Annotated in this window: 24 protein-coding genes; 14 read left to right on the plus strand and 10 right to left on the minus strand. The window is 42.7% G+C overall.

Annotated elements, in window-relative coordinates; genetic code table 11:
• Nucleotides 1–10 precede the first annotated feature (10 nt).
• The 3 genes from pdxR to HC643_RS18655 all read right to left on the minus strand — a co-directional run bounded on the left by pdxR (nucleotide 11) and on the right by HC643_RS18655 (nucleotide 2,389).
• Nucleotides 11–1,480, minus strand: a complete 1,470-nt coding sequence (gene pdxR, locus HC643_RS18645) for a MocR-like pyridoxine biosynthesis transcription factor PdxR (RefSeq protein ID WP_038074992.1) — start codon at nucleotides 1,478–1,480, stop codon at nucleotides 11–13.
• Nucleotides 1,481–1,545: 65 nt separating this feature from the next.
• Nucleotides 1,546–2,067 carry a type II toxin-antitoxin system YhaV family toxin gene (locus tag HC643_RS18650; RefSeq protein WP_038074994.1) on the minus strand — a complete coding sequence of 174 codons (522 nt, stop codon included), beginning with the start codon at nucleotides 2,065–2,067 and terminating at the stop codon, nucleotides 1,546–1,548.
• Nucleotides 2,060–2,389 carry a hypothetical protein gene (locus HC643_RS18655; protein WP_038074996.1) on the minus strand — a complete coding sequence of 110 codons (330 nt, stop codon included), beginning with the start codon at nucleotides 2,387–2,389 and terminating at the stop codon, nucleotides 2,060–2,062. The genes HC643_RS18650 and HC643_RS18655 overlap by 8 nt, the downstream gene beginning before the upstream one ends.
• Nucleotides 2,390–2,707: 318 nt before the next feature.
• On the opposite strand from HC643_RS18655, the gene HC643_RS18660 reads away from it, so the two are divergent.
• The 3 genes from HC643_RS18660 to HC643_RS18670 all read left to right on the plus strand — a co-directional run bounded on the left by HC643_RS18660 (nucleotide 2,708) and on the right by HC643_RS18670 (nucleotide 5,580).
• The gene (locus tag HC643_RS18660) at nucleotides 2,708–3,193 is read left to right on the plus strand and encodes a GNAT family N-acetyltransferase (protein ID WP_038074999.1); all 486 of its coding nucleotides are present in this window, start codon (nucleotides 2,708–2,710) and stop codon (nucleotides 3,191–3,193) included.
• 62 nt (nucleotides 3,194–3,255) lie between these two features.
• Nucleotides 3,256–3,933 (plus strand): pyridoxamine 5'-phosphate oxidase family protein, encoded by a 678-nt coding sequence (locus tag HC643_RS18665; protein ID WP_050045950.1) that lies wholly within the window; start codon nucleotides 3,256–3,258, stop codon nucleotides 3,931–3,933.
• Between the two features lie 192 nt (nucleotides 3,934–4,125).
• A complete protein-coding gene (locus tag HC643_RS18670) occupies nucleotides 4,126–5,580 on the plus strand; it encodes a RecQ family ATP-dependent DNA helicase (RefSeq protein WP_038075001.1) in 1,455 nt (484 codons plus the stop codon).
• Nucleotides 5,581–5,618: 38 nt separating this feature from the next.
• Here the strand turns inward: HC643_RS18670 and pheS are convergent, their stop codons facing one another.
• Nucleotides 5,619–6,611, minus strand: a complete 993-nt coding sequence (gene pheS, locus HC643_RS18675; RefSeq protein ID WP_038075003.1) for a phenylalanine--tRNA ligase subunit alpha — start codon at nucleotides 6,609–6,611, stop codon at nucleotides 5,619–5,621.
• A 194-nt stretch (nucleotides 6,612–6,805) separates the two neighbouring features.
• On the opposite strand from pheS, the gene surE reads away from it, so the two are divergent.
• From surE to psb28, 10 genes are all read left to right on the plus strand, one after another.
• The gene (gene surE, locus HC643_RS18680) at nucleotides 6,806–7,603 is read left to right on the plus strand and encodes a 5'/3'-nucleotidase SurE (RefSeq protein ID WP_038075005.1); all 798 of its coding nucleotides are present in this window, start codon (nucleotides 6,806–6,808) and stop codon (nucleotides 7,601–7,603) included.
• 291 nt (nucleotides 7,604–7,894) lie between these two features.
• Nucleotides 7,895–8,776 carry an MBL fold metallo-hydrolase gene (locus tag HC643_RS18685; RefSeq protein ID WP_050045951.1) on the plus strand — a complete coding sequence of 294 codons (882 nt, stop codon included), beginning with the start codon at nucleotides 7,895–7,897 and terminating at the stop codon, nucleotides 8,774–8,776.
• 57 nt (nucleotides 8,777–8,833) lie between these two features.
• Nucleotides 8,834–9,022, plus strand: a complete 189-nt coding sequence (locus tag HC643_RS18690; protein WP_137986321.1) for a hypothetical protein — start codon at nucleotides 8,834–8,836, stop codon at nucleotides 9,020–9,022.
• On the plus strand, nucleotides 9,016–10,032 hold the full coding sequence (locus HC643_RS18695) for a bifunctional riboflavin kinase/FAD synthetase (protein ID WP_063779510.1): 1,017 nt from the start codon (nucleotides 9,016–9,018) through the stop codon (nucleotides 10,030–10,032). The genes HC643_RS18690 and HC643_RS18695 overlap by 7 nt, the downstream gene beginning before the upstream one ends.
• A 122-nt stretch (nucleotides 10,033–10,154) precedes the next feature.
• On the plus strand, nucleotides 10,155–11,063 hold the full coding sequence (locus HC643_RS18700) for an AAA family ATPase (protein WP_038087920.1): 909 nt from the start codon (nucleotides 10,155–10,157) through the stop codon (nucleotides 11,061–11,063).
• A 64-nt stretch (nucleotides 11,064–11,127) separates the two neighbouring features.
• Nucleotides 11,128–11,667, plus strand: coding sequence for a cytochrome c (locus tag HC643_RS18705; RefSeq protein ID WP_038087923.1), 540 nt, complete (start codon nucleotides 11,128–11,130; stop codon nucleotides 11,665–11,667).
• Nucleotides 11,668–11,994: 327 nt separating this feature from the next.
• Nucleotides 11,995–14,790 carry a preprotein translocase subunit SecA gene (gene secA / locus HC643_RS18710; RefSeq protein WP_038087926.1) on the plus strand — a complete coding sequence of 932 codons (2,796 nt, stop codon included), beginning with the start codon at nucleotides 11,995–11,997 and terminating at the stop codon, nucleotides 14,788–14,790.
• 244 nt (nucleotides 14,791–15,034) lie between these two features.
• Nucleotides 15,035–15,805: an RNA methyltransferase gene (locus HC643_RS18715; RefSeq protein ID WP_038087929.1), complete on the plus strand. Its 771-nt coding sequence runs from the start codon at nucleotides 15,035–15,037 to the stop codon at nucleotides 15,803–15,805.
• Nucleotides 15,806–15,947: 142 nt separating this feature from the next.
• Nucleotides 15,948–17,549: a serine hydrolase gene (locus tag HC643_RS18720; protein ID WP_038087932.1), complete on the plus strand. Its 1,602-nt coding sequence runs from the start codon at nucleotides 15,948–15,950 to the stop codon at nucleotides 17,547–17,549.
• A 13-nt stretch (nucleotides 17,550–17,562) separates the two neighbouring features.
• Complete coding sequence (gene psb28, locus HC643_RS18725) at nucleotides 17,563–17,931, plus strand: photosystem II reaction center protein Psb28 (RefSeq protein ID WP_038087935.1); 369 nt, start codon at nucleotides 17,563–17,565, stop codon at nucleotides 17,929–17,931.
• 205 nt (nucleotides 17,932–18,136) lie between these two features.
• Here psb28 and dprA read toward each other — a convergent pair whose 3' ends face one another.
• The 4 genes from dprA to HC643_RS18745 all read right to left on the minus strand — a co-directional run bounded on the left by dprA (nucleotide 18,137) and on the right by HC643_RS18745 (nucleotide 21,742).
• Nucleotides 18,137–19,255 carry a DNA-processing protein DprA gene (gene dprA, locus HC643_RS18730; protein WP_038088064.1) on the minus strand — a complete coding sequence of 373 codons (1,119 nt, stop codon included), beginning with the start codon at nucleotides 19,253–19,255 and terminating at the stop codon, nucleotides 18,137–18,139.
• Between the two features lie 54 nt (nucleotides 19,256–19,309).
• The gene (locus tag HC643_RS18735) at nucleotides 19,310–20,038 is read right to left on the minus strand and encodes a phytanoyl-CoA dioxygenase family protein (RefSeq protein ID WP_038087937.1); all 729 of its coding nucleotides are present in this window, start codon (nucleotides 20,036–20,038) and stop codon (nucleotides 19,310–19,312) included.
• Nucleotides 20,039–20,226: 188 nt separating this feature from the next.
• Nucleotides 20,227–20,877, minus strand: coding sequence for a DUF2301 domain-containing membrane protein (locus HC643_RS18740; protein WP_038087941.1), 651 nt, complete (start codon nucleotides 20,875–20,877; stop codon nucleotides 20,227–20,229).
• Between the two features lie 91 nt (nucleotides 20,878–20,968).
• Nucleotides 20,969–21,742: an SAM hydrolase/SAM-dependent halogenase family protein gene (locus HC643_RS18745; RefSeq protein WP_038087944.1), complete on the minus strand. Its 774-nt coding sequence runs from the start codon at nucleotides 21,740–21,742 to the stop codon at nucleotides 20,969–20,971.
• Between the two features lie 144 nt (nucleotides 21,743–21,886).
• Here HC643_RS18745 and pirA point away from each other — a divergent pair, with 144 nt between their 5' ends.
• Nucleotides 21,887–22,042, plus strand: coding sequence for an arginine synthesis PII-interacting regulator PirA (pirA, locus tag HC643_RS18750; RefSeq protein WP_167844709.1), 156 nt, complete (start codon nucleotides 21,887–21,889; stop codon nucleotides 22,040–22,042).
• A gap of 182 nt (nucleotides 22,043–22,224) precedes the next feature.
• Here pirA and HC643_RS18755 read toward each other — a convergent pair whose 3' ends face one another.
• Nucleotides 22,225–22,554, minus strand: a complete 330-nt coding sequence (locus HC643_RS18755) for an STAS domain-containing protein (protein WP_038087948.1) — start codon at nucleotides 22,552–22,554, stop codon at nucleotides 22,225–22,227.
• Nucleotides 22,555–22,739: 185 nt separating this feature from the next.
• Entirely contained in the window at nucleotides 22,740–24,164 is a 1,425-nt protein-coding gene (locus HC643_RS18760; protein WP_038087951.1) for a sugar transferase, read from the minus strand.
• Between the last annotated feature and the right edge of the window lie 92 nt (nucleotides 24,165–24,256).

Here is a 24,256-nt window from a genome sequence, read left to right on the forward strand (position 1 = left end):
ACTCAACACTTTAAAAAGTGTTCAAACTGTCAGCCAATCTATTAATACCCTCCACCAATTGCTGCTCTGTCAATTCTCCATAGCCAAAAATAAACTCACCTTTTGAATGCGGTTTTAGATAATGAGGCGCAGCAGATATAATTCCTACGCCTGCTTGTTCTGAACGTTGCATAATTTCTTCATCACTAAAAGGAGTTTGCAACCGCACCATTAAATGGATTCCTGCTTTTTCTCCTAATATCGTTGCTTTCTCTCCAAAATTCTTGTTGAACGCTTTCACTAAAACTTGACGGCGCTTGTCGTAAACGGCTCGCATTTTTCTAATGTGTCGTTCTAAATGCCCTTCCCCGATAAAATCTGCAAGTACTTGCTGTTCTAGTAAAGGTAAGTGGCGATCGCTCAACCATTTTGCACGAGCAAAAACAGAAACTAAACTTTTTGGTAACACTAAATACCCAATTCGTAGGGAAGGGAACAGCACTTTTGAAAACGTACCAATGTAGAGAACGGAATCACTTTTATCCAACCCTTGCAACGCAGGAATGGGGCGATCTCCATAACGATACTCACTATCATAATCATCTTCTATAATCAACGCCCCAGTTGCACCAGACCAAGTCAGTAATTCCAAACGTCTCGGTAGGGAAAGTATTGCTCCTGTGGGAAATTGGTGAGAAGGTGTGATATAAACGAGCCGAACTTGTTCTTTTGCATAGTTTGCCAAGTCTTCAACCACTAAACCAGACTCATCCACAGCCACAGGCAAAAGTTTTGCGCGTTGTGTTTCAAAAATGAGCCTTGCACTCAAGTAACCGGGATCTTCCAAGGCAATAACGTTCCCAGGTTCAATAAACAAACGCATAATTAAATCTAAAGCTTGCTGTGTCCCATTTACAACTAACACTTGGTCTGGATCGCAGTTAACAGCACGGGAACGGGAGAGGTATCGAGCGATCGCATCACGCAAAGGCTTGTATCCCAAAATATCCTTTGAATAATCCAGCCATTCTATGTTGGAGTAACAGTAGCGAGAAAGCAGCTTGCGCCACAGTTCTATGGGAAATTGGTCAAAAGCCGGTCGCCCGTAGCGGAAGTTGATGAACAATTCCGGTTCGGGAACTCTCGGTACATTCTCTGTCTGAGCCAAATTCACTCCGTATTTAGAGAGTTGAACTGGCGGACGGGTTTTTGTTCTGGTAGATTGAACGGGTGCAGAACGCAATAAATCATCGGGAAGTTGAGAGCAAACAAAAGTCCCAGAACCCACAACAGTCTCTATATATCCCTCACTGAAAAGTTGGTCGTAGGTTTGAGTGACAGTTGTGCGGGAAATGCCTAGAGATTTAGCAAGTTGACGTGTGGAAGGAATGCGCCCACCCGGTAACAATCGTCCATTGAGAATAGCTTGGCGCAGTTCCTCGTAAAGCTGTTGGTGGAGTGGTACTGGGGAATTGCTGTTTATCGTAATGGCAAAATCCATAGCGCCAAGGTTTGAGCGATCGCAATGTTAATTATTACAGTGTGGATGTTAGGATTATCTCAAAATTATTCTTGTTTATCTGGCGTTACTTCAGTCTCTGGGTTTAACAGTTCGATAGGACGGAAATCGACTTCCCCGACTGCCTCAAAATTTGCTAGCAGTTCATCCAAATTGTCTGGGAATGTTCCTTGCGCTACCATCTTAGTAAAAACTTCGTAACAGTCATTCTTGGCACCTTCTTTACGGGGAAACCCCAACCATAGAATCACAATAGCTTTTAATTGTGGAGTATCAAACGCCCGAAAAAACAAGCGGTATCTTTCGGGTAAACCCATCTTTTTCACTCGTCCATATTGTTTTAATGCCTTGGTTAAAACAAAATGAGATGCCTTGGGATCTGATGGAATTTTAGTTTCAATTGCAGTAGTAATTGCCGCAAATAGCTTTACGCTTGCATGGAGTTTAAACTCTTTCTTTGGAAGTTTTTCTCGCAGATTAGAAACACGGTCAAACAACTCTTGATATTGAGTACCAAATAGTTGTGGGTGAAAATAAATCTCCCAACCATGACTGACAAACTTAGGCATCTTCTAGTAAATCATCCTCTAATTCCACACCCTCAATCAATTTATGAGCAGCCTCAGACATTTCTGTAGTATAGGGCTGTAAAGTATTATTTTTCAGCGCTTCTGTTAGTGCAAAATCAAGAAACAGCTTCATCAATAGCGAGTCTTCTGCATCATCCTCAGATTGTGGGACAATCCGCACAATTGCAGTATCTGGCGACAATACCTCTATCCAACCATTTGCATTAGCGAACTGGGGATGTTCGCGGTAAAACTCGGCAGGTAGACGAAATCCCGCACTATTACCAATTTTTGTACTGCGAATACTGTAAGAGTTACTCATTGTGGGAGTGTATGTACAGGATGTACTTACATATTAACAGTTTATGCACCACCAATTTTCTTAATAAACAAGGTTGTTTCAGTTCAAAAATTATAGGACTTACGCAAAGCCCCCCTTTTTAAGGGGGGTTGGGGGGATCGGCAACGCGTGAAATACCCAAAATATTGTTGAAGTTGCGTAAGTCCTAGCTGAGTTTGCTTTAGTTGTGACGACCTACTTAAGTGGACTTATCCAAAACGACAAAAGTGGCTCTTGTTAAAGACCACTTGGAAAAAGTATGAAAGATAAAGTAAAAGATTTCATCCTTCATACTTCTTTATGCCGATCGCACAACAAATCATTATCAAAGAAGCGACTGCATCAGAAGACTCCCTCATCGCCGAGCATTTCTATAAAATGTGGCTGGATCTGGGAGTTCCAGATGATGCGTTCGCTCCCGATTGGTTGGATATTTCCCTTAAGTTTATAGAACAGGCTCGGCAAGAGTTATCCTATAAAGCTTTTGTGGCAGAGGTTGAAGGTAACGTTGTTGGTTCTGCCAGTTGTCAAATCCACAACGGTCTCTACCCTAACATTATCAAGCAACAACACCGCAAATATGGATATATTTGGGGAGTTTATGTTGAACCTTCATACCGCAGACAAGGAATTGCCAAGCAACTGACAAGTCAAACAGTAACCTATTTAAAAGAGATTGGTTGTACGCGAGTCGTTCTCAACGCTTCTCCATTAGGAAAACCAGTTTATGAAAGTCTTGGTTTTTCCAACAGCAATGCCATGCAATTAGATTTGTCAATTCTTTAAGAAGGTGGCTACTGTCCCCTCTAACGCTCACAGATGTTTTTTTACAATTGGAACGCACATTTATGACTACATTCAACAATCGTAGCGAGATAGAACAGTTGACTGTTACAAAACGCAATCAGATTAAGCGGATACCTCAACGCGGTCATTACGAATCTCAAGTCATCTACGAAATTTTAGATGAAGGGTTAGTTTGCCATGTAGGGTTTGTTGTGGATAACCAACCGTATGTTATTCCAACTGCATACGGTCGTGTGGGAGACGAACTTTATATCCACGGTTCTCCTGCAAGTCGCATGCTTCGTTCTTTACTTCACGGAATTGAAGTATGTGTCACAGTGACTTTACTAGATGGGTTAGTTCTCGCACGTTCTGCATTTCACCACTCCATGAATTACCGTTCTGTCGTCATATTTGGTACGGCAACTTTAGTACAAGATACACAACAGAAGTTAGAAGCATTGAAAGCTTTTACCGAGCATATTGTACCGGAACGGTGGGCAGAAGTACGGCAACCCAATCGTCAGGAATTAGAGGGAACTTTAGTGCTTTCCTTACCTATAACAGAAGCTTCTGCTAAGGTGCGGACAGGACCACCAAAAGATGATGAAGCTGATTATGCTTTACCCGTTTGGGCTGGTGTTTTGCCTTTAAAACTAGTTACAGAAGATGCAGTTCCAGATTCACGTTTGGATGCTGAAGTTTCTTTACCAAGTCATGTGCAAAACTACAGAAGATAGCTACAGATGTAAATACATTGTTTTTAAAATTGGTTACGTAACACCGTAACACCTAAGTAGAAGCTTCAATAATTAACAGAAATTGCGTATCAGTTACATGATACGCAATTGGCATATCTCAGTAAATAAAATTCCGGAGTTAGTAACTTTACGAAAGTAGGTATATATAATCACTTACAAAAAGTGCTACTTATGAATCACCCTGCCACAACATCTTGGAACGAAGTTCGGGCTGCATTTCAAAAGATCTGGGGTTATGAGGACTTCCGCCCACCGCAGGGAGAAATTATTCAAAGTTTGTTGGCGAAAAAAGACGCACTAATTATTATGCCAACAGGTGGAGGGAAATCTATTTGTTTTCAGTTACCTGCATTATTACAAACTGGGCTGACACTGGTGATTTCGCCTTTAGTGGCGCTGATGGAAAATCAAGTACGGGAATTACAAGAACGTAACTTAGCAGCTGCTCTTTTACACGGTGAATTGCCTTCGTTTCAACGACGCCAGACTTTGCAAGCTCTAGAAAAACAACAACTGCGACTGCTGTACCTGTCGCCGGAAACTTTACTCAGTTCACCTGTATGGGAAAGATTGTGCAAACCTCAACTGATCGTTAATGCCCTCATTTTAGATGAAGCACATTGTTTGGTGCAGTGGGGAGATACTTTTAGACCTGCTTATCGAAGATTGGAAGCCGTCAGACCCGCACTCCTGAAATATAAACCAGTGGGAACAACGATCGCGATCGCTGCTTTCACTGCTACGGCTGACCCCACAGCCCAAGCAACGATTCAACAAGTCTTACAATTAAACGAACCAACAGTTTTTTGCGTCAATCCTTACCGTCCCAATATTCATCCCTCGGTTCGCATAGCTTGGACCCCAAGAGGGAGAAAGCAACAGATTTTGAAGTTTCTGAAGGATAAAACAAAACAAACTGGCTTGATCTACGTTCGGACAAGGAGAGACAGTGAAGAGTTAGCCGCATGGCTGCAACAAATGGGTTACTCTACCACTAGCTATCATGCAGGGCTTGGTGCAGAAGAACGTCGCGCTGTAGAAGCAAAATGGCTGAGTGGAAAAATATCGTTTGTTGTTTGTACCTCGGCTTTTGGTATGGGAATCAACAAATCTGATGTGCGTTGGGTGATTCACTTTCACTCACCCTTACTGCTATCAGAGTACGTACAGGAAATTGGACGTGCTGGAAGAGATGGGAAACCAGCCCAAGCGCTAACTTTGATAAGTGAACCTACGGGATGGTTGGACCCGGAAGACAAACAAAGGCAAAAGTTTTTTGAAAAGAATTTGCGATCGCTCCAAAACTCCGCACAGCAACTCGTGAAAAAATTGCCTTCTACTGGTGAAGTAGCGACAGTAGCACGACAATTTCCCGAAGGAGCGATCGCTTTATCTTTACTGCACGCTAGCGGTCAACTCAAGTGGCTCGATCCATTCCATTACAAAATTCTTGCCAGTACAAAAACTCCACCCGTTACACAAGTAGGTGCTACCAAGCAGATGAACAAGTATCTTCTCACAAGGCAATGCCGTTGGGGATTCTTACTGAACGCTTTTGGTTTTCACCAAGAAGCCAACTGGCGTTGCGGACATTGCGATAATTGCTTAAAAAATTATGAATTATGAATTATGAATTATAAATTCTCAATTCATAATTCATAATTCTAAAATTGTCGTAAGAAACGTAAATCGCTGGCGTAGACGCGGCGAATATCATCGATTTGGTGGAGTACCATGGCAAAACGTTCTACTCCAAAGCCTGCAGCAAAGCCAGTATAAACTTCTGGGTCGTAGCCAACAGCTTTCAGTACGTTTGGATCGACCATCCCGCAACCCATCACTTCCAACCAGCGACCGTTCCATCGCAAGTCAACTTCTGCAGAGGGTTCTGTGAAGGGAAAATAGCTGGCGCGGAAGCGAATTTCCACGTCACCAAACATTTCTTGTAAAAATACTTTTACAGTTCCTTTGAGGTCGGTAAAGGTTAACCCTTCATCGACTGCTAAAAGTTCTATTTGATGGAAAACTGCTGAATGAGTGGCATCTACATTATCTCTCCGGTAGACTCGTCCGGGGGCGATGACTCGAATCGGTGGTTCTTCCGTTTCCATGTAACGAATTTGTACTGATGAGGTATGAGTCCGCAGGAGATTTCCATCTGGTAGATAAAATGTGTCCTGCATATCGCGGGCTGGGTGATCGGGTGGAGTGTTGAGTGCTTCAAAGTTGTAGTAATCTGTTTCCATCTCCGGACCGTTGGCTACCGTATAGCCCATACCTACAAAGATGTCTATTGCTCTATCGATTATCCCATTCAGCGGATGGACGCGACCTTGAGAACGGTAGATTCCTGGCATTGTTACATCCAAATTTTCAGCTTCTAGCTGTGCTTGAATTTGGGCTTTTTCTAAAGCTGTATGTTGTTGGTCTATCCTGGCTTGTAAGGCATCTTTTACCGTGTTTGCGATCGCACCAATTTTTGGTCTTTCTTCTGCACTCAGTTGACCCATACTTCGCAACAGCGCCCCTAGCTGACCTTTCTTACCCAGGTAGCTGACTCTTAGTTCCTCAAGGCGTTCTAATGTATTGGCGGCGGCGATCGCCTTTTCTCCTTCCTCTTGCAGTGCTAAAAGTTGCGCTTCTAAATTGTTAGTCATTAGTTAATAGTCATTAGTTAATAGTCATTTGTCATTTGTCATTTATAAAGGACAGATGACGTTAGCATGGCATCCACGAGCCAAAGACAGCGGCCAAGACCAAACTGTTGTTTTCTAGCACCCAGGACTAAACTATTATATGAGATTCTCGCTGTACCTCTTAATTAGCGCTCGCTAACCACTAACCACTAACTATGAAATTACTAATTAGTAATGATGATGGTATTTCATCTCTAGGTATTCGTACTCTTGCCAACACCTTAGCCGAAGCAGGTCATGATGTGAGTGTAGTTTGCCCGGATCGGGAACGTTCGGCTACCGGACATGGGTTAACGTTACACCAGCCAATTCGTGCTGAAATTGTAGAATCTATCTTTCACCCAAATGTCAAGGCTTGGGCTTGCGATGGGACTCCTTCGGACTGTGTTAAGTTAGCTCTGTGGGCTTTGTTAGAATCACCACCCGAGTTAGTTCTTTCTGGCATCAATCAGGGTGCCAATTTAGGGACTGAAATTCTTTACTCCGGTACCGTTTCTGCAGCAATGGAAGGTTTGATTGAAGGTATTCCCAGTATCGCTTTCAGTCTAACTAGCCGGAATAGTAAGGATTTTCAACCTTCTGCTGACTTTGCCAAAATTCTAGTGGGGCAAATTGAGAAAAACCCCCTACCGGAGTTGATGTTGCTTAATGTTAATATTCCCCCAGTTAAGTGGGAAGAAATTGCCGGAGTGACTCTTACCCGTCAAGGGGTGCGACGTTATGTCGATGTTTTTGATAAGCGAATCGATCCTCGTGGGAAAACTTATTATTGGTTAACTGGTGAAGTTTTGGAGGATATTGAACCACCCATTGGTTTGAATCTTTCTGAGAACATACCCATTGATGTTCGCGTTATCCGTGAAAACTACATCAGTATCACACCCTTACAATACAATCTGACCTATGCACGGGGACTGAGTGAATTGTCTAAGTGGGAATTTAAATTTCCGTAAAGTTTATTGAATATACGGAGAACTTCAATAAGTTGCTGAAATGCAACTGGGCAAAATTTAGGTTATAAAGTGAGGAGTCGATTTTGACGTTAAACGGTAGATAAATATTTGAAGATATGAAAATTCAGCTAAAAAGTTTTTTATCCCTAAAAACAAAAACAATGTTATATAGGGTGTGCTGTCTTCCTAATAAGTTTCTTGTCTAGAAAAAGCCTTAAGACAGCATAAACTTATTAATTAAAGTAAAAATTCTTTGTATTGATCGCCCACTCAGTCCAGCAAGCAAAACTCATGTCTAGGATAGAGAATTTATTTTCCGTGTATTTTTGGGGCGTTCGCGGCAGTATCCCCTGTCCGGGACCTGATACCGTTCGTTATGGCGGTAATACCCCTTGCGTTGAGATGCAAGTGGGCGGCAAACGCTTAATTTTTGATGGAGGCACGGGTTTACATGTTTTAGGACAATCTTTATTGTCCAAAATGCCAGTGGAAGCACATATTTTTTTCACCCACTCCCACTGGGACCACATGCAAGGGTTTCCCTTCTTTAGCCCTGGGTTTATTCCGGGAAACACGTTTCATATCTATGGTGCGATCGCTCCCGATGGCTCTACCATAGAACAGCGTTTAAACGATCAAATGCTGCATCCAAATTTTCCGGTTCCGTTGCAAATCATGCAAGCGAATTTATATTTTCATGATGTTATACCGGGAAACGCAATACACATTAATGATATTACGGTAGAGACTTCCCCGCTCAATCATCCTGGTGAAGCCGTAGGATACAGGGTAAACTGGCGTGGAAGATCGGCTGTTTACGTGACCGATACCGAACATTATCCTGACAGAATAGATGAAAATGTTCTGAAGTTATCTCGTGATGCTGATATCCTCATCTACGATTCTACTTATACTGATGAAGAATACCATTCTCTAACCAGACCTAAAATTGGTTGGGGACACTCTACATGGCAAGAAGCTGTGAAAGTAGCCCAAGCTGCCAATGTCAAAACTTTGGTTATCTATCATCACGACCCCTCTCATGATGATGAATTTCTCGATCGTGTCGGTCAAGAAGCTGCAGAAAAATATCCGGGGGCTGTCATGGCACGTGAAGGCATGGTACTTCAGATTCCCGTACCTGTTACCTTATCAGAATCTTTTCGGTGTTAGAAAATTCTTTGTTTAGAGGTGCATCAAGGAAGCAAAGGGGGATTTTGGATTAGATTGGTGAATAGAAGCTCATGCGCTTTTCGCGCACGCTTTGCCAACAGCCCTTCAGCAAAAAACGGTCAACTGCCAACTGCAAGCGGTTTGCTGTTAGCCATCGGTCATCAGCCAAAAATTATAATTAGGTTGATATCAGATCGCCAAGCTGAAAGCTTAAACATTTCTAAAATCCCAGAATCGACGTGCTAAATCTGTCTCAAAATGGGTTTTCTGTGTGGGTTACTTCTTCAACCGAACTGGCTCTAACACCAACGTGTGTTGCACTGGGCAAATTTGACGGCGTACATCGCGGTCACAAGCGGGTTATTCAACCCATATTGCCTGATGTTACGGCATCCTCACACGGCTACTCAACGGTTGTCACCTTTAATCCTCATCCTCAGGAATTTTTCACGGGTCTTGCCCGCACTTGGTTGACACCGTTGGATGAAAAAATTTTTCAGTTGCGATCGCTCGGGGTAGAACAATTAGTACTGCTACCCTTTGATAAGGAATTGTCCGCGTTACCTCCCGAACAGTTCGTAGAAAAAATTCTCATCCAACAATTACAAGCCAAACGGATTAGCGTCGGGCAAGATTTTTGTTTTGGCTCCAATCGTAGTGGGACTGCCAAGGATTTGCAAGTCTTGGCTGCCAAATTTGACATTCCCGTCACCATTGTTCCCATAGAAACTTGTGCATCTCCTGAAACCGCACTTAACAGTGATGTCAGCGATTCTTCCGATCGCCAGACTCGCATTAGCACTTCACTTATCCGTCAAGTCCTGCAAAATGGTGATATCTGTCAAGCAAACAAACTGTTAGGAAGACCTTACACGCTGATAGGTCATGTCATCAAAGGTCAACAACTTGGTAGAACAATTGGTTTTCCCACTGCCAACCTACAGCTGCCAAAAGATAAATTTTTGCCTAGCTTTGGGGTTTACGCCGTTCGTGTTTTCACTCTCAGTGAGCCACTGAACACTCCAGAAGATACTTACTTAGGCGTAATGAATATAGGTAACCGTCCAACAGTAAATGGTACGTATCAATCCGTAGAAGTCCATTTATTTGATTGGTCTGGCGATCTATACGGAAAAAAACTAGCAGTCGAGCTAGAACAATTTTTGCGCCCTGAGGAAAAGTTTTCTTCATTGGAAGCCCTAAAACAACAAATTCAGCAAGATTGTATTGCTGCAAGAGCATTTTTGGCTGGTTAGTTCTCAGTGATGGGTGGGAATACTGTAATTGGTTGTTGGTTAGCGGTGAGTCGTTAGTGGTTAATTGTTCCACTAACGACTCACCGCTAACAACTAACTACTAACAATTCCCTAATTTCTATATGAGACAAAAAATCGACGCTTTAACACAAAACTTGGGACTAGCCATTGTTGGTAAAGCTGAGGCAATACGTTTAGTACTAGTTGCCCTGCTAGCAGGTGGTCATGCTTTATTAGAAGATGTACCTGGGGTAGGCAAAACCCTTCTGGCCAAATCTTTAGCTCGTTCCATAGACGGAAAGTTTCAAAGGTTACAGTGTACTCCCGATTTACTCCCAACAGATATTACGGGTACCAATATCTGGAATCCAAAAAGCGGTGAATTTACTTTTCTTTCGGGTCCGGTATTTGCTAATGTCCTACTAGCAGACGAAATTAACCGTGCCACACCTCGGACCCAATCAGCTTTGCTAGAAGTGATGGAAGAACATCAAGTCACGGTGGATGGCGTTTCTCGTAACGTTCCCATGCCATTTTTCGTCATTGCGACTCAGAACCCAATTGAATATCAAGGTACCTTTCCCCTACCTGAGGCGCAGATGGATCGATTCATGTTGTCCTTAAGTCTTGGCTATCCCACTGAAGCAGAAGAACTTCAGATGTTGCAACGCCATCAAGATGGAATTAATGTTACCGATTTACAGCCGTGTATTTCTTTAGTAGAAGTGCAAGAGTTACAACAAATCTGTTCAAAAGTCAAGGTTGATACTTCGCTACAACAGTATATTCTTGAATTAGTGCGAGCAACACGACATGATGAGGAAATCACACTTGGTGTCAGTCCTCGCGGTACTGTTGCCTTACAACGGGCTACTCAAGCCCTAGCTTTTCTATTGGGGAGAGACTACGCCATTCCCGATGATGTAAAATTCTTGGCACCTTATGTTCTTTGCCACCGTCTTATACCGAGTGGAGGACGCAGGGCAAAAACTGTGATGGAACGATTATTGCGTTCTGTCCCCATTCAATAACTAGTGACGGGTAACCAGAGAGCGGTAACTAATCCAAAATCTAAAATTCCCAATCTCCAATCAAATGTCAAAGATTGTCAAACGTCAATTCCGCAATCAAAAATTAAAGGGAAAGCCGCTTGGCTTCCTCTTAGTCATTCTAGCTTGGAGTTTGGCTATGGGTTTAGCGATGGCATCTCATGTCCAAGGCGTACCGCCAACCTCTTCTGAAGTCGGTACTGTTGATGTCGTTCCCCCACAACAGCGACTTGGACAAGAATTGTATTTGGAAAATTGCTCGACTTGTCACATTCCCTTACCTCCCGCTGTTTTTCCCACCCAAACTTGGAAAAATTTGTTGGAGGACTCACAGCACTATGGAGTACAAATCAAACCATTAGTCGATCCGCCACGTATCCTAGTTTGGAGGTATCTTTCCGCTTTCTCTCGTCCCCAATTGCTAGAAGACGAACAAATACCCTATCGCGTCGGGAGTTCCCGTTATTTCAGAGCTTTGCACCCTCAAGTTAAGCTACCCAAGCCGATTCAAATTGGGAGTTGTGTCACCTGTCATCCCTCAGCCTCAGACTTTAATTTTCGTCGCCTCAGCCCGGAGTGGGAATAGGATATAGGGACAAGGAGAAATTTTCTCCCTTGTCTTCCCCCTCTCCCTTTTCCCCAATCCCTACTCCCCAAGGAGGGAAATCGCTACCTCTCCTCAGTTGGGCTTTACTGCTTCAACTCTGGGCAAAATGATACTATTGAAACAGTTTACATTTAAGATAAAAATTCAATCCAATCATTAGGAAATCTGATTGGCTGTTAATAATGCTGTTTTTGAGCGAGTTTTCATGACTAACCCATCTCAAACTAAGACTGGGTTTAGTTAAGTGTTTATAATTAATCCCAATCCTTAAATCCCCGTCCCCCTTAATTCTGTTCATAATCTGCCATGCTAAAAACTTTGTTGGGCGACCCCAACGCTCGTAAACTAAAAAAATACCAACCCTACATTACAGACATTAATCTTCTGGAAGAAGATATCAAAGCCCTTTCGGATGACGAACTCAAGGGCAAAACAGTCGAATTTAAACAGCGTCTTGGCAAAGGCGAAACTCTTGATGACATCTTACCAGAAGCGTTTGCCGTGGTTCGGGAAGCAGGACGCAGAGTCTTAGGGCTGCGTCACTTTGATGTTCAAATGTTGGGTGGTATTATTCTCCACTCAGGGCAAATTGCTGAGATGAAGACTGGGGAGGGCAAAACCCTAGTTGCGACATTACCGAGTTATTTAAATGCTCTTACAGGTAAAGGCGTTCACGTGATCACGGTGAACGATTACCTAGCCCGTCGTGATGCTGAATGGATGGGACAGGTACATCGTTTCTTGGGATTGAAGGTAGGGCTAATTCAGCAAAGCATGACGCCAACGGAACGCAAGAAGAATTACGATTGCGATATCACTTATGTCACCAATAGTGAAGTGGGTTTTGACTACCTGCGGGACAACATGGCGACATCCATGGCGGATGTGGTACAACGCCCATTTAACTACTGTGTGATTGACGAAGTAGACTCAATCTTAATTGATGAAGCACGGACACCGCTCATTATTTCGGGACAAGTCGAAAGACCAACGGAAAAATATCTCAAAGCAGCCGAAATAGCTCTAGCACTGCAAAAAGACGAGCATTATGAAGTAGACGAAAAAGCTCGTAACGTGCTGTTGTCGGATGAAGGTTTTGCACAAACAGAACGGCTTTTGGAAGTTAAAGATTTATTTAACCCAGAAGACCCTTGGGCGCACTTTATTTTTAATGCGATTAAAGCTAAAGAACTTTTCCTAAAGGATGTAACTTATATTGTCCGGAATGGAGAAGTGGTTATTGTCGATGAATTTACAGGTCGAGTTCTTCCAGGACGCCGTTGGAGTGATGGACTTCACCAAGCAATTGAAGCCAAAGAACGGGTAGAAATTCAGCCAGAAACTCAAACTCTCGCGACAATTACTTATCAAAACCTGTTTTTGCTGTATCCCAAGTTATCCGGGATGACGGGAACAGCAAAGACTGAAGAGGCGGAGTTTGAAAAAATTTACAAACTGGAAGTTACTGTTATTCCTACTAACAGAACGAGAAAACGCCAAGATTTGCCAGATATGGTCTTTAAGACTGAAGCAGGGAAATGGAAGGCGATCGCACAAGAATGTGCCGAAATGCACGCACTTGGAAGACCAGTTCTAGTGGGAACTACGAGTGTAGAAAAATCAGAATATCTCCGACAACTGTTGAGAGAAATGGAGATTCCCCATGAGTTGCTGAACGCCAGACCGGAAAATGTGGAGCGGGAAGCAGAAATTGTTGCACAAGCAGGACGTAAAGGTGCTGTGACCATTGCAACTAACATGGCAGGTAGAGGGACTGATATTATTCTTGGTGGTAATGCCGAGTACATGGCACGTCTTAAGATAAGAGAGTACTTCATGCCTCGTGTTGTCAAACCGGATGATGAAGATGCTTTTGGTATCCATCGGGCGGCTGGCTTACCCCCGGCGGGAACGGGTGGCGGTCAAGGCTTTGTACCCGGTAAAAAGGTGAAAACTTGGAAGGCGTCACCACAGGTATTCCCAACCCAGCTGACAAAAGAAGCAGAAAAGTTGCTGAAAGATGCAGTTGATTTTGCCGTGCGGGAGTACGGCGAACGCAGTTTGACAGAGTTAGAAGCTGAAGATAAGGTCGCTGTAGCCGCAGAAAAAGCACCAACTGACGACGTTGTGATTCAAAAATTACGGGAAGCGTACAACCGAGTTAAGCACGAGTACGAAGAGTTCACCAAAAACGAACACGATGAAGTGGTACAACAAGGCGGTTTACACGTTATTGGTACAGAACGTCATGAATCGCGCCGGATTGACAACCAGTTGCGGGGACGTGCGGGACGTCAAGGTGACCCCGGTTCGACAAGATTCTTCCTCAGCTTGGAGGATAACTTACTGCGGATTTTTGGTGGCGATCGCGTTTCACGTTTGATGACAGCATTTAACGTAGACGAAGATATGCCTATTGAATCTGGAATGCTGACCCGTAGTTTGGAAGGTGCTCAGAAAAAAGTTGAAACCTACTACTACGACATCCGGAAACAAGTCTTTGAGTACGACGAAGTGATGAACAACCAACGTCGGGCGATTTATGCGGAACGCCGTCGGGTTTTGGAAGGACAAGACCTGAAAGAACAGGTGATTAAGTACGCTGAAAAAACGATGGATGACATCGCTGACTACTACATCAACCCCGATTTACCTTCCGAAGAGTGGGAATTGGATAAGTTGGTTGAAAAAGTCAAAGAATTTGTTTATCTGCTAGCAGATTTACAGTCAAGTCAGCTAGAAGATATGTCAATGAGCGAGATTAAAGCGTTCTTGCACGAGCAAGTGAGGATTGCTTACGACCTTAAAGAAGCTCAAATTGACCAAATTCAGCCCGGATTGATGCGTCAAGCGGAACGATTCTTTATTTTACAAAGAATCGATACTTTGTGGCGCGAACACTTGCAGCAAATGGATGCTTTACGTGAATCTGTAGGATTGCGAGGTTACGGTCAGAAAGATCCGTTGATTGAGTACAAGAGTGAGGGTTACGAGTTGTTCCTGGATATGATGGTTAACATTCGCCGAGATGTTGTTTACTCCTTATTCATGTTCCAACCACAACCTCAGCCAATGATGCAAACATCTTCAGAGATGGTGTAGAAATAAACACCAACTCATTCTAACTTCCACCTTCATTACCCTACCCCTCTCGTTCCCAGGCTGAGCCTGGGAATGCCATTTTTATGAAGCTTTGAACTCCATGCCAAACCACATGGCGATTTGATAGGTTGGTTATGGAATTACAAAATTGCCACTCTAGATGTCAGACTGGGCGATAATCCTACTGTGCGTTTGGATTGAGACAATCAACATTTATAGCAAGTTTGCATGAGAACAGCAAGTCATGACACTAGACCAAGTAAAAATTATCTTAGTTGAGCCATCTGGACCTATGAATGTGGGATCGGTGGCGCGAGTTATGAAAAATTTTGGCTTTCATCATCTAGTGTTAGTCAATCCTCAATGCGATCCGCTTTCACTCGAAGCACTGCACATGGCAGTTCATGCCAAAGATATTTTACACTCATCTCAATCTGTAGCAACTCTACCAGAAGCTTTACAGGGATGTCAGCGAGCGATCGCAACAACTGCTCGCGTTAGGGACTGGGGAACGCCCATGGAAAATCCCCGCACGGCATTACCTTGGTTGCTTGAAAACCCACAACATTCAGCAGCACTAATCTTTGGTAGAGAAGATCGGGGTTTGAGCAATGAGGAACTGAACTACGCTCAAAGATTTGTTCGCATTCCTACAAGTTCCACTTATCCATCCCTCAACTTAGCAACTGCTGTTTCTCTATGCTGCTACGAATTAGCAACATTTTATACTGAAAACCTAAAAAATATGGAAAACAAACAACTTATCGCATCAGAAAATGCCTTGGATGATGACCTTGCTGCTTTGGATGTTGTAGAAACGTATTACCAAGAACTCGAATCCCTTCTCCTCAAGATTGGTTATCTTTATGCCCATACATCATCAAGTCGCATGGAAAAGTTTCGACAATTGTACAATCGGGCTCGACTACAAACTAAAGAAGTTGCAATGTTGCGAGGTATTTTACGACAGGTAGAATGGGCTATTAGGAACCTTTATAACCGCGAAGAATCATAATTCATGATGTTTGGGAGACTGACTCGTAAAAAAAATCTTTTTTGCTTGGAATTAGGGATTAGTATGTAATTGCAAGCCTGCTGTAGTGTTTACCTTTTATAAAAGCCAATTATAATATAAAATCTTATCATTATTATATATTATGAATACAAGAACTCGTATAAAAGTTATCCCACAGCGTCAGTCTTCGAGCCGTCGTCCCGATTTACGAAAAGTCCAAAAGCTACCACAGAATAAGGAAGCATTACGCAACCAACAACGCCCGCCTCAGAAAAAACAAACATCGACACGTGTAAAAGTAATTTCACCACTACAACCTACTCCTTTACCTAGAAGACAACCAAGGGGAGTCGCTCCACCCCAGCACTCTGCTACTTTTAAAGGGAGAATTCCTCCATATAACCCCAACGTTGTACCGTTAAAAACTGTCAGAGTGCAAAAGCATCCGGTGATGAAACAATCTTCTCGAAAAACGCGGTTAAAGCCGATGGCAAGAACAATTTTGTATGCCATACGGTTGTTAATTGTGGGAGTCGGGATAGGTGCGATCGTAGGTACTGTTTTATCTGTGTTAGACCCCGCTAATCGTCTCGCTACACCACCAGACTCATCATCCAATACAACCGTTGAACAACAAGCGCAGTCCCAGCCAACACCAACAGTAACTCCCACACCGACAGTTTCTGGAGTGTCCTTATCCCAAGAAAATATTCCCTTAAAATCAGCTATACAAAGTTTGGCAGCATCAACTCCAAATCTCACACCGGGAGTTTTCTTGGTTGATTTGGACAACGGTAGTTATGTGGATTTGAATGGGGCTGCTAGTTTTGCGTCTGCTAGCACAATTAAAATTCCAATTCTGGTTGCTTTCTTTCAAGATGTCGATGCACAAAAAATACGTCTTGATGAAAGCTTAACTATGGAAAAGGAAGTGGTAGCAGGCGGTTCTGGGAATATGCAGTACAAACCAGTAGGAACCCAGTTTACAGCGCTTGAAGTAGCTACGAAAATGATGACAATCAGTGATAACACAGCAACAAATATGCTGATTGCTCGATTGGGTGGTATTGATGCGCTAAATCAACGATTTCAAAGTTGGGGTTTGACAACAACTGCGATTCGCAATCTTTTACCGGATTTGGGAGGTACAAACACAACCAGTCCCAAAGAGTTAGGTACTTTGATGGCAATGGTTGGTAAAGGAAATTTAGTGAGTATGAGATCTCGCGATCGCATATTGGATATTATGCGCCGGACTGTGAGAAATCAACTGCTACCAGCTGGTTTAGGACCGGGAGCGACCATTGCCCATAAAACTGGTAATATTGGGACAATACTGGGAGATGCAGGGCTAGTGGATGTGCCAAGTGGCAAGCGTTATGTTGTTGCTGTAATGGTGCAACGTCCCCGGAACGATCCTGGTGCAGAAAAACTTATTGTATCCATTTCTCGCGTTGCTTACGAACAGCTCAGCCAAAGTTTTCCCGTTCCTCACAATACGGGAAATAGCATACCAACCACTACCTATCAACAGCCACCAGTTATAAGTCCGCCACCAGCCATAAATCAACCGTTCTCTAATGGCATGAGCAACACTTTACCTCCAACTGGATACCAACCTCCACTGATGAATCCACCATTACCTAATGGTATAGGTACAAACGTACCGCCAACGGGTTATCAAGCACCTGCGATCGCTCCACAAGTAGCACCGCAATATTACTACAATCCATACCAAAGATAAGTTTTCCAATTCCATGACATCTAAAACACCGTCAATTCAATTTTTTGCTGGCATTTTTGAAGAACTGAACAATGTCAGCCTGCGTCGTAACCTTCGTTCTGGTAACCGCATTATTGTTATGCTTTTTAAGCAAGTGAAAGCTTTGAACGGATTTAATAGCTTCACAAAACAATCTTTGAATTCAATGCTATTAACTGATGAAGAAGGAGAAATTCGTGTCACACCTTCTTCAACTCAATTCATTTTTGGAGGTGCAGAAGGAGATGAATTGCAGAGAGTAGAGTGTAAATTTGAAATCGAGCAAGAAGACCAATGGCAAAGATTCATGCGTTTTATGCAGCGATATGCTGAGGCAAATGGTTTGGCATATGGAGAATCATAAATGACTGGAAAGTCTTAATTCATACTTGCCATGTCATTAGAAATCGCACAGCGATAGCTACAACGGGGGGCTTTGAGTCCCCCATGAAGTAAGGATAAGAGGAAAGGGGATGCTCCCCAGAGAAGCTTTGTTTGTATAGTAACAATTTATTTCGCTTAAGTCTTTTAAAACATCTCTTAGCGTTTGTGGAGAAATTCCTACGCAATTAACAGCGTTGATACCGCATCCCTGGAAGTTGTGAAACTAGACCCATTAATTCTAACTCGAGTAAAGCGCCCGATACCAATCCAGCAGCCATACCAGATTGTTGAACAATCAAATCAAATGATAACGCTTCTGAAGAAAGTACCTTCATAACGTGTTGAAGTTCTGGAGATAAATCGGGTAAAGTCAATTGCTCTGGTGAAGAGACTGCTGCAACAGAATCAAGTTCTGGTATTGCTCCTAACATTTTGAGGAGTTCGTCTAATTCTCTAAGAATGGGAACAGCGCCTTGAGCGATCAGTTTTAAACATCCTTGGGAAGGATAGTCATCTAACCTTCCTGGTAATGCGTAAATATCTCGCCCAAATTCATTGGCATAACTAGCAGTAATCAAAGCACCCGATTTGATTGGTGCTTCCATCACTAACACGGCGCGACTCAAACCGGCTATGATTCGATTGCGACGGGGAAAGTGAGTGCGATCGGGGGGAGTTTTTGAGGGATATTCGCTCAGAACTAATCCATTCAGCAAAATCTGTTTGTAAAGTTCTTTATTTTTAGATGGATAAACAACATCTACCCCCGTACCGAGGACTGCTATTGTACGTCCTCCTGCTTTAAGAGTAGCGCTGTGGCTTTCAGTATCAATTCCGTCTGCTAAACCAGACACAACCGTAAAACCATTTTTAGCTAAAGCCACACTAATTTGACGAGTCCAACGCAAACCGTACTCTGAAGGTTGGCGCGTTCCAACAATACCAACTGTTGGTTTGTGTCCGATATTTTCTAGTAAATCAACTTCGCCGCGATAGTACAAAATAGGGGGTGGGCTGGGGATCTCTAGCAGCAACCGAGGATACTCTGGATCGGCTGGTGTCCAAAAATGAGGGTTTTGCTGTTGATGTTGTTGGAGAAATTGTTCTGGGTGCAAACGCGATCGCTGTTGTAAAACCTTAGATAGTGTTTGAAAACCAAAACCCTCTACCTCTTTCAACTGAGTTGAGGTTGCGTCCCAAGCTGCTGCTAGCGTACCAAAATGCTGTTGCAACCTTCCTAACAAAATAGGACCGACTCCAGAAATTTGCGACCAAGCGACCCAATACGCACGTTCTTGTTCCACCAATTGCCCATCCTTATCGTCTTTGGGTTTATTGTTCCCAAATTTCAGAACTGCCTAAGGATAAAAACCGGGAGTTTTTAACCTACGGCGTTGCATCTGTGTGAGGTCGGGGTAATCGTCGGGGTTATAGTAATATCTTGCCCATGCGCTCGAATACGGAGAGTATTTGTAGAATAGCGTCCGGCGTTCGTGTTGTCCTTTCCAGGGCATAGTACCGTGAGTTAGGGCTTCGGTAAAGATAATCGCTGTTCCTGCTTTTCCAGAAATTTCTTGCGTACAAGAAAGCGGATTTTCTAAATTTTCCCATTCTTTAAGTAAAGGGAAATTGCTTTTATGGCTACCTGGAATACACCCAAATCCTCCTGCGCCCTGCGGTACGTCTGTGAGGCTGTAGGCGACTGCAACCAAGCCGTTGTGCATTCTTCCATCTTTATAAAAGTAGTATTGACAGGGATCGTAGGGAGTCCCACCACCGTGTAGTATGCTGCCAATTGGTCCGGTACCTTGGCGAATAATGTGAACGTAATCGTGGTCTAGGCGAAAATTAGCTCCAAGTAGCTCGTCAAGATAAGGAGTGATTCGAGGATTGTCAATGAGACTGCGAAACGGTACACCCCAACTTAGCAAGCTATCAAAACGAACCCACTCTTTTCCGCGTCGATCTATACAAGCAATTTGCGGATCTAAAAGAGCATTGATAGCTGTTATCTCTGCTGGAGTTAAAGCATTTTCCAGCACAATAAATCCTTGCAAATCAAACAAGTAACGTTCTAACTCTGTCAAATCAACACCTATTGCTAATCACCTGAAATAGTATATAAGAATCCTAAATGATTTATAAAAAATTTAAGTAGGGTGGGCAATACTCATCAAAAGCTTTTAGTGTGCATTTCCACCCCAGGTATGCCTTACATTGCAAAAATCAAGAGGATTCTTATAGCAATTATGAAATCATATATATTGATTCAAAATTACGTTGCTTGCCGAGTCTTTAAATACTCAAATACGGACTTATCTCCAATATCGGGAGGAATTGCTTGCACTGCTTTGCGAACGGCAAACACGACAAACAGAACTGCCCAAATTCCTAATAAAATTTTTTCCCATTGAGTTGGCAACACCCCTACCAAATGTCCCAACAAGAGTAAGGGAACTGTTGGTGTTAGTATTTTAGTCTCAAAGCGATTAAAGCAAAACGCTTCTTTAAAATAAATTCCTGTCAGTGCTGCAAAAGTAAATCCTATTCCCAGTAATGTTAATGGTTGAGTATAAACGGTGACAGCCAATGGTGCGCTATTATACAAAGCTAGTACTGTGGCGCTAACACTGCCAATTGCCCAAAAAACTTGTAAAAGTCTGTGTAACAGTGTCATATAAATATGTATCATGAGTAAACTGACACCTAAAGCCAGACTGAAACAAACATATAAAGGTGTCAGTACTGGAAAAATCTCTGGGTTTTGGTTAAATATGACTAAAGCAGTACCTGTGGCAAAGCAGAGTGCAGCTACCATAAGTCCAGTACGGTAGACAATAACGCCCGTGCGATCGCTCTGATTAATCGTAAACTCTCCAAACTGACCTTGATAAATTTCCGGTGCAGATAAAGTTTGCTGAGCCATAGCAATTGAAATCCGAAATTTTTAAGAACTGCTAATCATCCCTATGCTATTTTATCCCCGTGTCCCCGTCTTGAGGATGCAATTTCATCCTTCATTCAAAATAAACTCTCAGACGATCTCCTAAGGCTATGTGCAATTGCGATCGCGCATTCCCATTGTTAACAGCAATCTCCACCCACCCATGACTGCCAATAAGTGCGATCGCTTCACCCACTTTAACATCGCTATAAGTTTCATACTTGGGAATAGTGATTCCCGCAACTTCTATATTCCAGTTCTTTCCCAGCACATCAGTCCCAGGAATGTTAGTCACTAAGTTACCGAAACGGTCAATATATTGAATGCTACCAGTTATACCAGTTTCCGTTACTATAGAATTAGCAATATCTAATTCTACTAGAGTAGCGGGGTCGATTGATTCGCCCAACTGTTTGAGGGGAACGCCACAAGCAAGATAAGCGGCTACTGGTGCAAAAATATCCCTCCCGTGGAAAGTACTGCTGGGTTGAGGGGTTCTCCAATACTTGGGGTTCGTTAGTTCTACGGCTGCAATTGCCGTACTTTCACTCAAAACTCCACCAAATATTCCGTTATCGGGTCCCACCAGGTAACCTTTAGCAAATTCTACTGCGATCGCTCGTCGCGTACTGCCTACGCCAGGATCGACAACAGCTAGATGCACTGTGCCTGGTGGAAAATAAAGGTACGCATCCATTAAGCAGAACCGAGCAGCCGCAACATCCTGCGGTGGAACTTCATGAGTCAAGTCTACTACTGTAAGTTTTGGGTTGATTTGGGCAATCACTCCCTTCATCGCCCCAACGTAAACATCACGGGTTCCAAAATCGGTAAGCAAGGTCAGCATGGGGTTGTAAACCTTCCACAAGAAGATATTGCCGCTTAATAATATATATTAAGTTTATTTTTTCTGTAGCGAAAGTTACGAAAAATTTGCTATGTTAGGAAAGTTAGACATTTGATGGAGAAATTTAAGAGGCACATTGTTAAAATGAGCAGGAACAGATTGGAATCGGTAAAACAAGCACGCGAAACACACAGACTCAATATTAAAAGAACCTTAGAACATCGCCTAAAAGTAGCTAGAGAAAAAGGTGATGAAAATTTAGTTCGCCAATTAGAAGCTGAAATGAACTATTTCAGTTAAAAATAAAGTTTTATTGTTCTAGTTCATAGTTTTGTTGTGTGTTAACCCGCTTTGGCGGGTTTTCGTGTTTTTAACAGCGATGGTGGCACTGTCAATTTCATAAAAAAAGGCGCTACCCTAACTTGAGAGTAGCGCTTTTATTCTTAAATGATACTTTTGCCTTCTTCAATTAGTTTGTACTTCTAAGCACTTGTGAATGCAGATTCATCTTCGTATATCTCAAACAGCCTATCTAGCTGAGTCAGTTCCAAGATTATTTTGAGTGCAGGCGATACAGAACAAAGACTTAAGCGCCGTCCCATACGTTGAGACAATTTTAATGCAGAGACTAATGCTAAAACTCCAGAACTATCTACAGATTCTACTTTACCCAAATCCAATAGCAAAATAGAACAGTCAGTTTGTGTTAACAGTGTTGTCAATTTGCGTTCAAACTCCAATGCATTTGCACTAACAATAGAACCATTCGGTCTGATGACTGTCATGTTTGGATTTAAAAGTGTGCTTTGCATGATTTAGCTCTAATGTGTCAAATAGTCCAAGTCTTAATAAAAGGTAAGTAGGTCAACCAAAAAGGGAGAGGACAAAAGGATGAAGAGCGTTATTGGTATTGATTTTTGATAGTTCAACAAAACTTCTGTCCTCGAACCTGTTAGCTCTCAGCAATTAGCGACAAGTTACGATCGCCAACTACTACCTAATAAGCACCTGTTTTGTTCAAAACAACCTGTACTGTTTGTAGCAAAATCTTCAAGTCCAGCCACAGCGACCAGTTCTCAATGTACGAAATATCCAATTTGACAGCGTCTTCAAAGTTATCAATATTGGAACGACCGGAAACTTGCCACAGCCCTGTAATACCGGGTAAGACTTCTTGTCTGAGAAAATGCTTTGTTTGGAACTTTTCGACATCTCTGATGGGTAAAGGGCGAGGACCAACTAAACTCATCTCTCCTAATACAACATTAAACAGTTGTGGTAATTCGTCTAAACTATAGCGGCGTAAAAACTTACCAATTCTGGTGATCCGAGGGTCATTTTTAACTTTAAACAGAACACCGTCTTTGACTTCGTTCTTAGCCTCTAAAGCGGCTTGTAACTTTTCCGCATTGACAACCATGGTGCGGAATTTCCAAATTTTGAATTTTTGACCGTGCAATCCAATTCTGTCCTGTTTAAAAAAGATTGGTCCGGGAGAATCTAATTTAATGAGTACTGCAAGGGATAAGTACACGGGTGAAAACAGGAGTATGAGAATAATTGATGAACACAAGTCAAAACATCTTTTTACCCAGAACTCACTACCCGTGATAAATGGTGCTGGAATTGTTACAAAAGGAACTTCACCAATCATCCAGAAATAAGATTTAGAAGGAAGAACTCCGGCTTCAGTTGGGATAATTCGGATAGTAATGCCGGCTGTGTAAAAATGCCAACAGACATACAGACGTTTTTTGATAGCATCCCAAGAGACAAAGACTTCTTCAACGCCCAGACTGCGAAGATATTCTAAAGTTGTGTCACGGTTGCTTCTGTCCAAACAGTTTGGGTTAGCGACACCAACAACCGTGTAACAATCCTCTTTCTCTATCAGCCTGATGTTTCTTTCTTTCTCATCAGAATCAGTGATTAGGAAAACTGTATGGCGGACAACTCCTTTTTTCCGCAATAAGGTAGTAGTCGTATCAACAAGGAAACGACCGGCACATAAGAAGGTTACTGAGAATAACCAAAAGAGCAAAAAGGTGGATCGAGAAATATAACTACTTGGTTCGTAAAGAAAGGCAATGAAGAGAAGGAATATATCGGCTAGGGAAACTGCTTTGATCAGACGGGGATAATTTCGACGATTGTACCCCGAGCGGTATAATCCCTGTGCGGTGATAATTCCTAATTGAACAAATAGAGTTAGCAGTAAGAAAGAAGATTTCTCTGTCCAAGGAGAGTTTACAGGTGTGCCATAAAATACTGCAACTTTCCATGCTATGGTTAAAAACACAGCATCTAGTAGTACTAGCGTTAAGACACGCAAAAATTTTGTTGCAAATCCTTTTTGAATTCTTGCGCCTCGACCTGACCTTAAATCTGGTTTGAACCCGACAACTGACAATTTGTAAGTCATCTTAACTGCACCTATTATTTGCTATGATGTTCTTTACTCTTTGCTTGGTAGATAAGAATTCGCGAGATTAACGAGGAAGGAATCGGACGAAT

Origin of the sequence: Tolypothrix bouteillei VB521301, from assembly GCF_000760695.4 — a bacterium.
In the GTDB taxonomy this organism is placed as follows: Bacteria; Cyanobacteriota; Cyanobacteriia; order Cyanobacteriales; family Nostocaceae; genus Scytonema; species Scytonema bouteillei_A.

What these genes read in the sequence shown, in the direction of transcription:
- pdxR (WP_038074992.1), bottom strand. Translation starts at nt 1,480, where the DNA reads ATGGATTTTGCCATTACGATAAACAGCAATTCCCCAGTACCACTCCAC.
- HC643_RS18650 (WP_038074994.1), bottom strand. Translation starts at nt 2,067, where the DNA reads ATGCCTAAGTTTGTCAGTCATGGTTGGGAGATTTATTTTCACCCACAA.
- HC643_RS18655 (WP_038074996.1), bottom strand. Translation starts at nt 2,389, where the DNA reads ATGAGTAACTCTTACAGTATTCGCAGTACAAAAATTGGTAATAGTGCG.
- HC643_RS18660 (WP_038074999.1), top strand. Translation starts at nt 2,708, where the DNA reads ATGCCGATCGCACAACAAATCATTATCAAAGAAGCGACTGCATCAGAA.
- HC643_RS18665 (WP_050045950.1), top strand. Translation starts at nt 3,256, where the DNA reads ATGACTACATTCAACAATCGTAGCGAGATAGAACAGTTGACTGTTACA.
- HC643_RS18670 (WP_038075001.1), top strand. Translation starts at nt 4,126, where the DNA reads ATGAATCACCCTGCCACAACATCTTGGAACGAAGTTCGGGCTGCATTT.
- pheS (WP_038075003.1), bottom strand. Translation starts at nt 6,611, where the DNA reads ATGACTAACAATTTAGAAGCGCAACTTTTAGCACTGCAAGAGGAAGGA.
- surE (WP_038075005.1), top strand. Translation starts at nt 6,806, where the DNA reads ATGAAATTACTAATTAGTAATGATGATGGTATTTCATCTCTAGGTATT.
- HC643_RS18685 (WP_050045951.1), top strand. Translation starts at nt 7,895, where the DNA reads ATGTCTAGGATAGAGAATTTATTTTCCGTGTATTTTTGGGGCGTTCGC.
- HC643_RS18700 (WP_038087920.1), top strand. Translation starts at nt 10,155, where the DNA reads ATGAGACAAAAAATCGACGCTTTAACACAAAACTTGGGACTAGCCATT.
- HC643_RS18705 (WP_038087923.1), top strand. Translation starts at nt 11,128, where the DNA reads ATGTCAAAGATTGTCAAACGTCAATTCCGCAATCAAAAATTAAAGGGA.
- secA (WP_038087926.1), top strand. Translation starts at nt 11,995, where the DNA reads ATGCTAAAAACTTTGTTGGGCGACCCCAACGCTCGTAAACTAAAAAAA.
- HC643_RS18715 (WP_038087929.1), top strand. Translation starts at nt 15,035, where the DNA reads ATGACACTAGACCAAGTAAAAATTATCTTAGTTGAGCCATCTGGACCT.
- HC643_RS18720 (WP_038087932.1), top strand. Translation starts at nt 15,948, where the DNA reads ATGAATACAAGAACTCGTATAAAAGTTATCCCACAGCGTCAGTCTTCG.
- psb28 (WP_038087935.1), top strand. Translation starts at nt 17,563, where the DNA reads ATGACATCTAAAACACCGTCAATTCAATTTTTTGCTGGCATTTTTGAA.
- HC643_RS18740 (WP_038087941.1), bottom strand. Translation starts at nt 20,877, where the DNA reads ATGGCTCAGCAAACTTTATCTGCACCGGAAATTTATCAAGGTCAGTTT.
- HC643_RS18745 (WP_038087944.1), bottom strand. Translation starts at nt 21,742, where the DNA reads ATGCTGACCTTGCTTACCGATTTTGGAACCCGTGATGTTTACGTTGGG.
- pirA (WP_167844709.1), top strand. Translation starts at nt 21,887, where the DNA reads ATGAGCAGGAACAGATTGGAATCGGTAAAACAAGCACGCGAAACACAC.
- HC643_RS18755 (WP_038087948.1), bottom strand. Translation starts at nt 22,554, where the DNA reads ATGCAAAGCACACTTTTAAATCCAAACATGACAGTCATCAGACCGAAT.
- HC643_RS18760 (WP_038087951.1), bottom strand. Translation starts at nt 24,164, where the DNA reads ATGACTTACAAATTGTCAGTTGTCGGGTTCAAACCAGATTTAAGGTCA.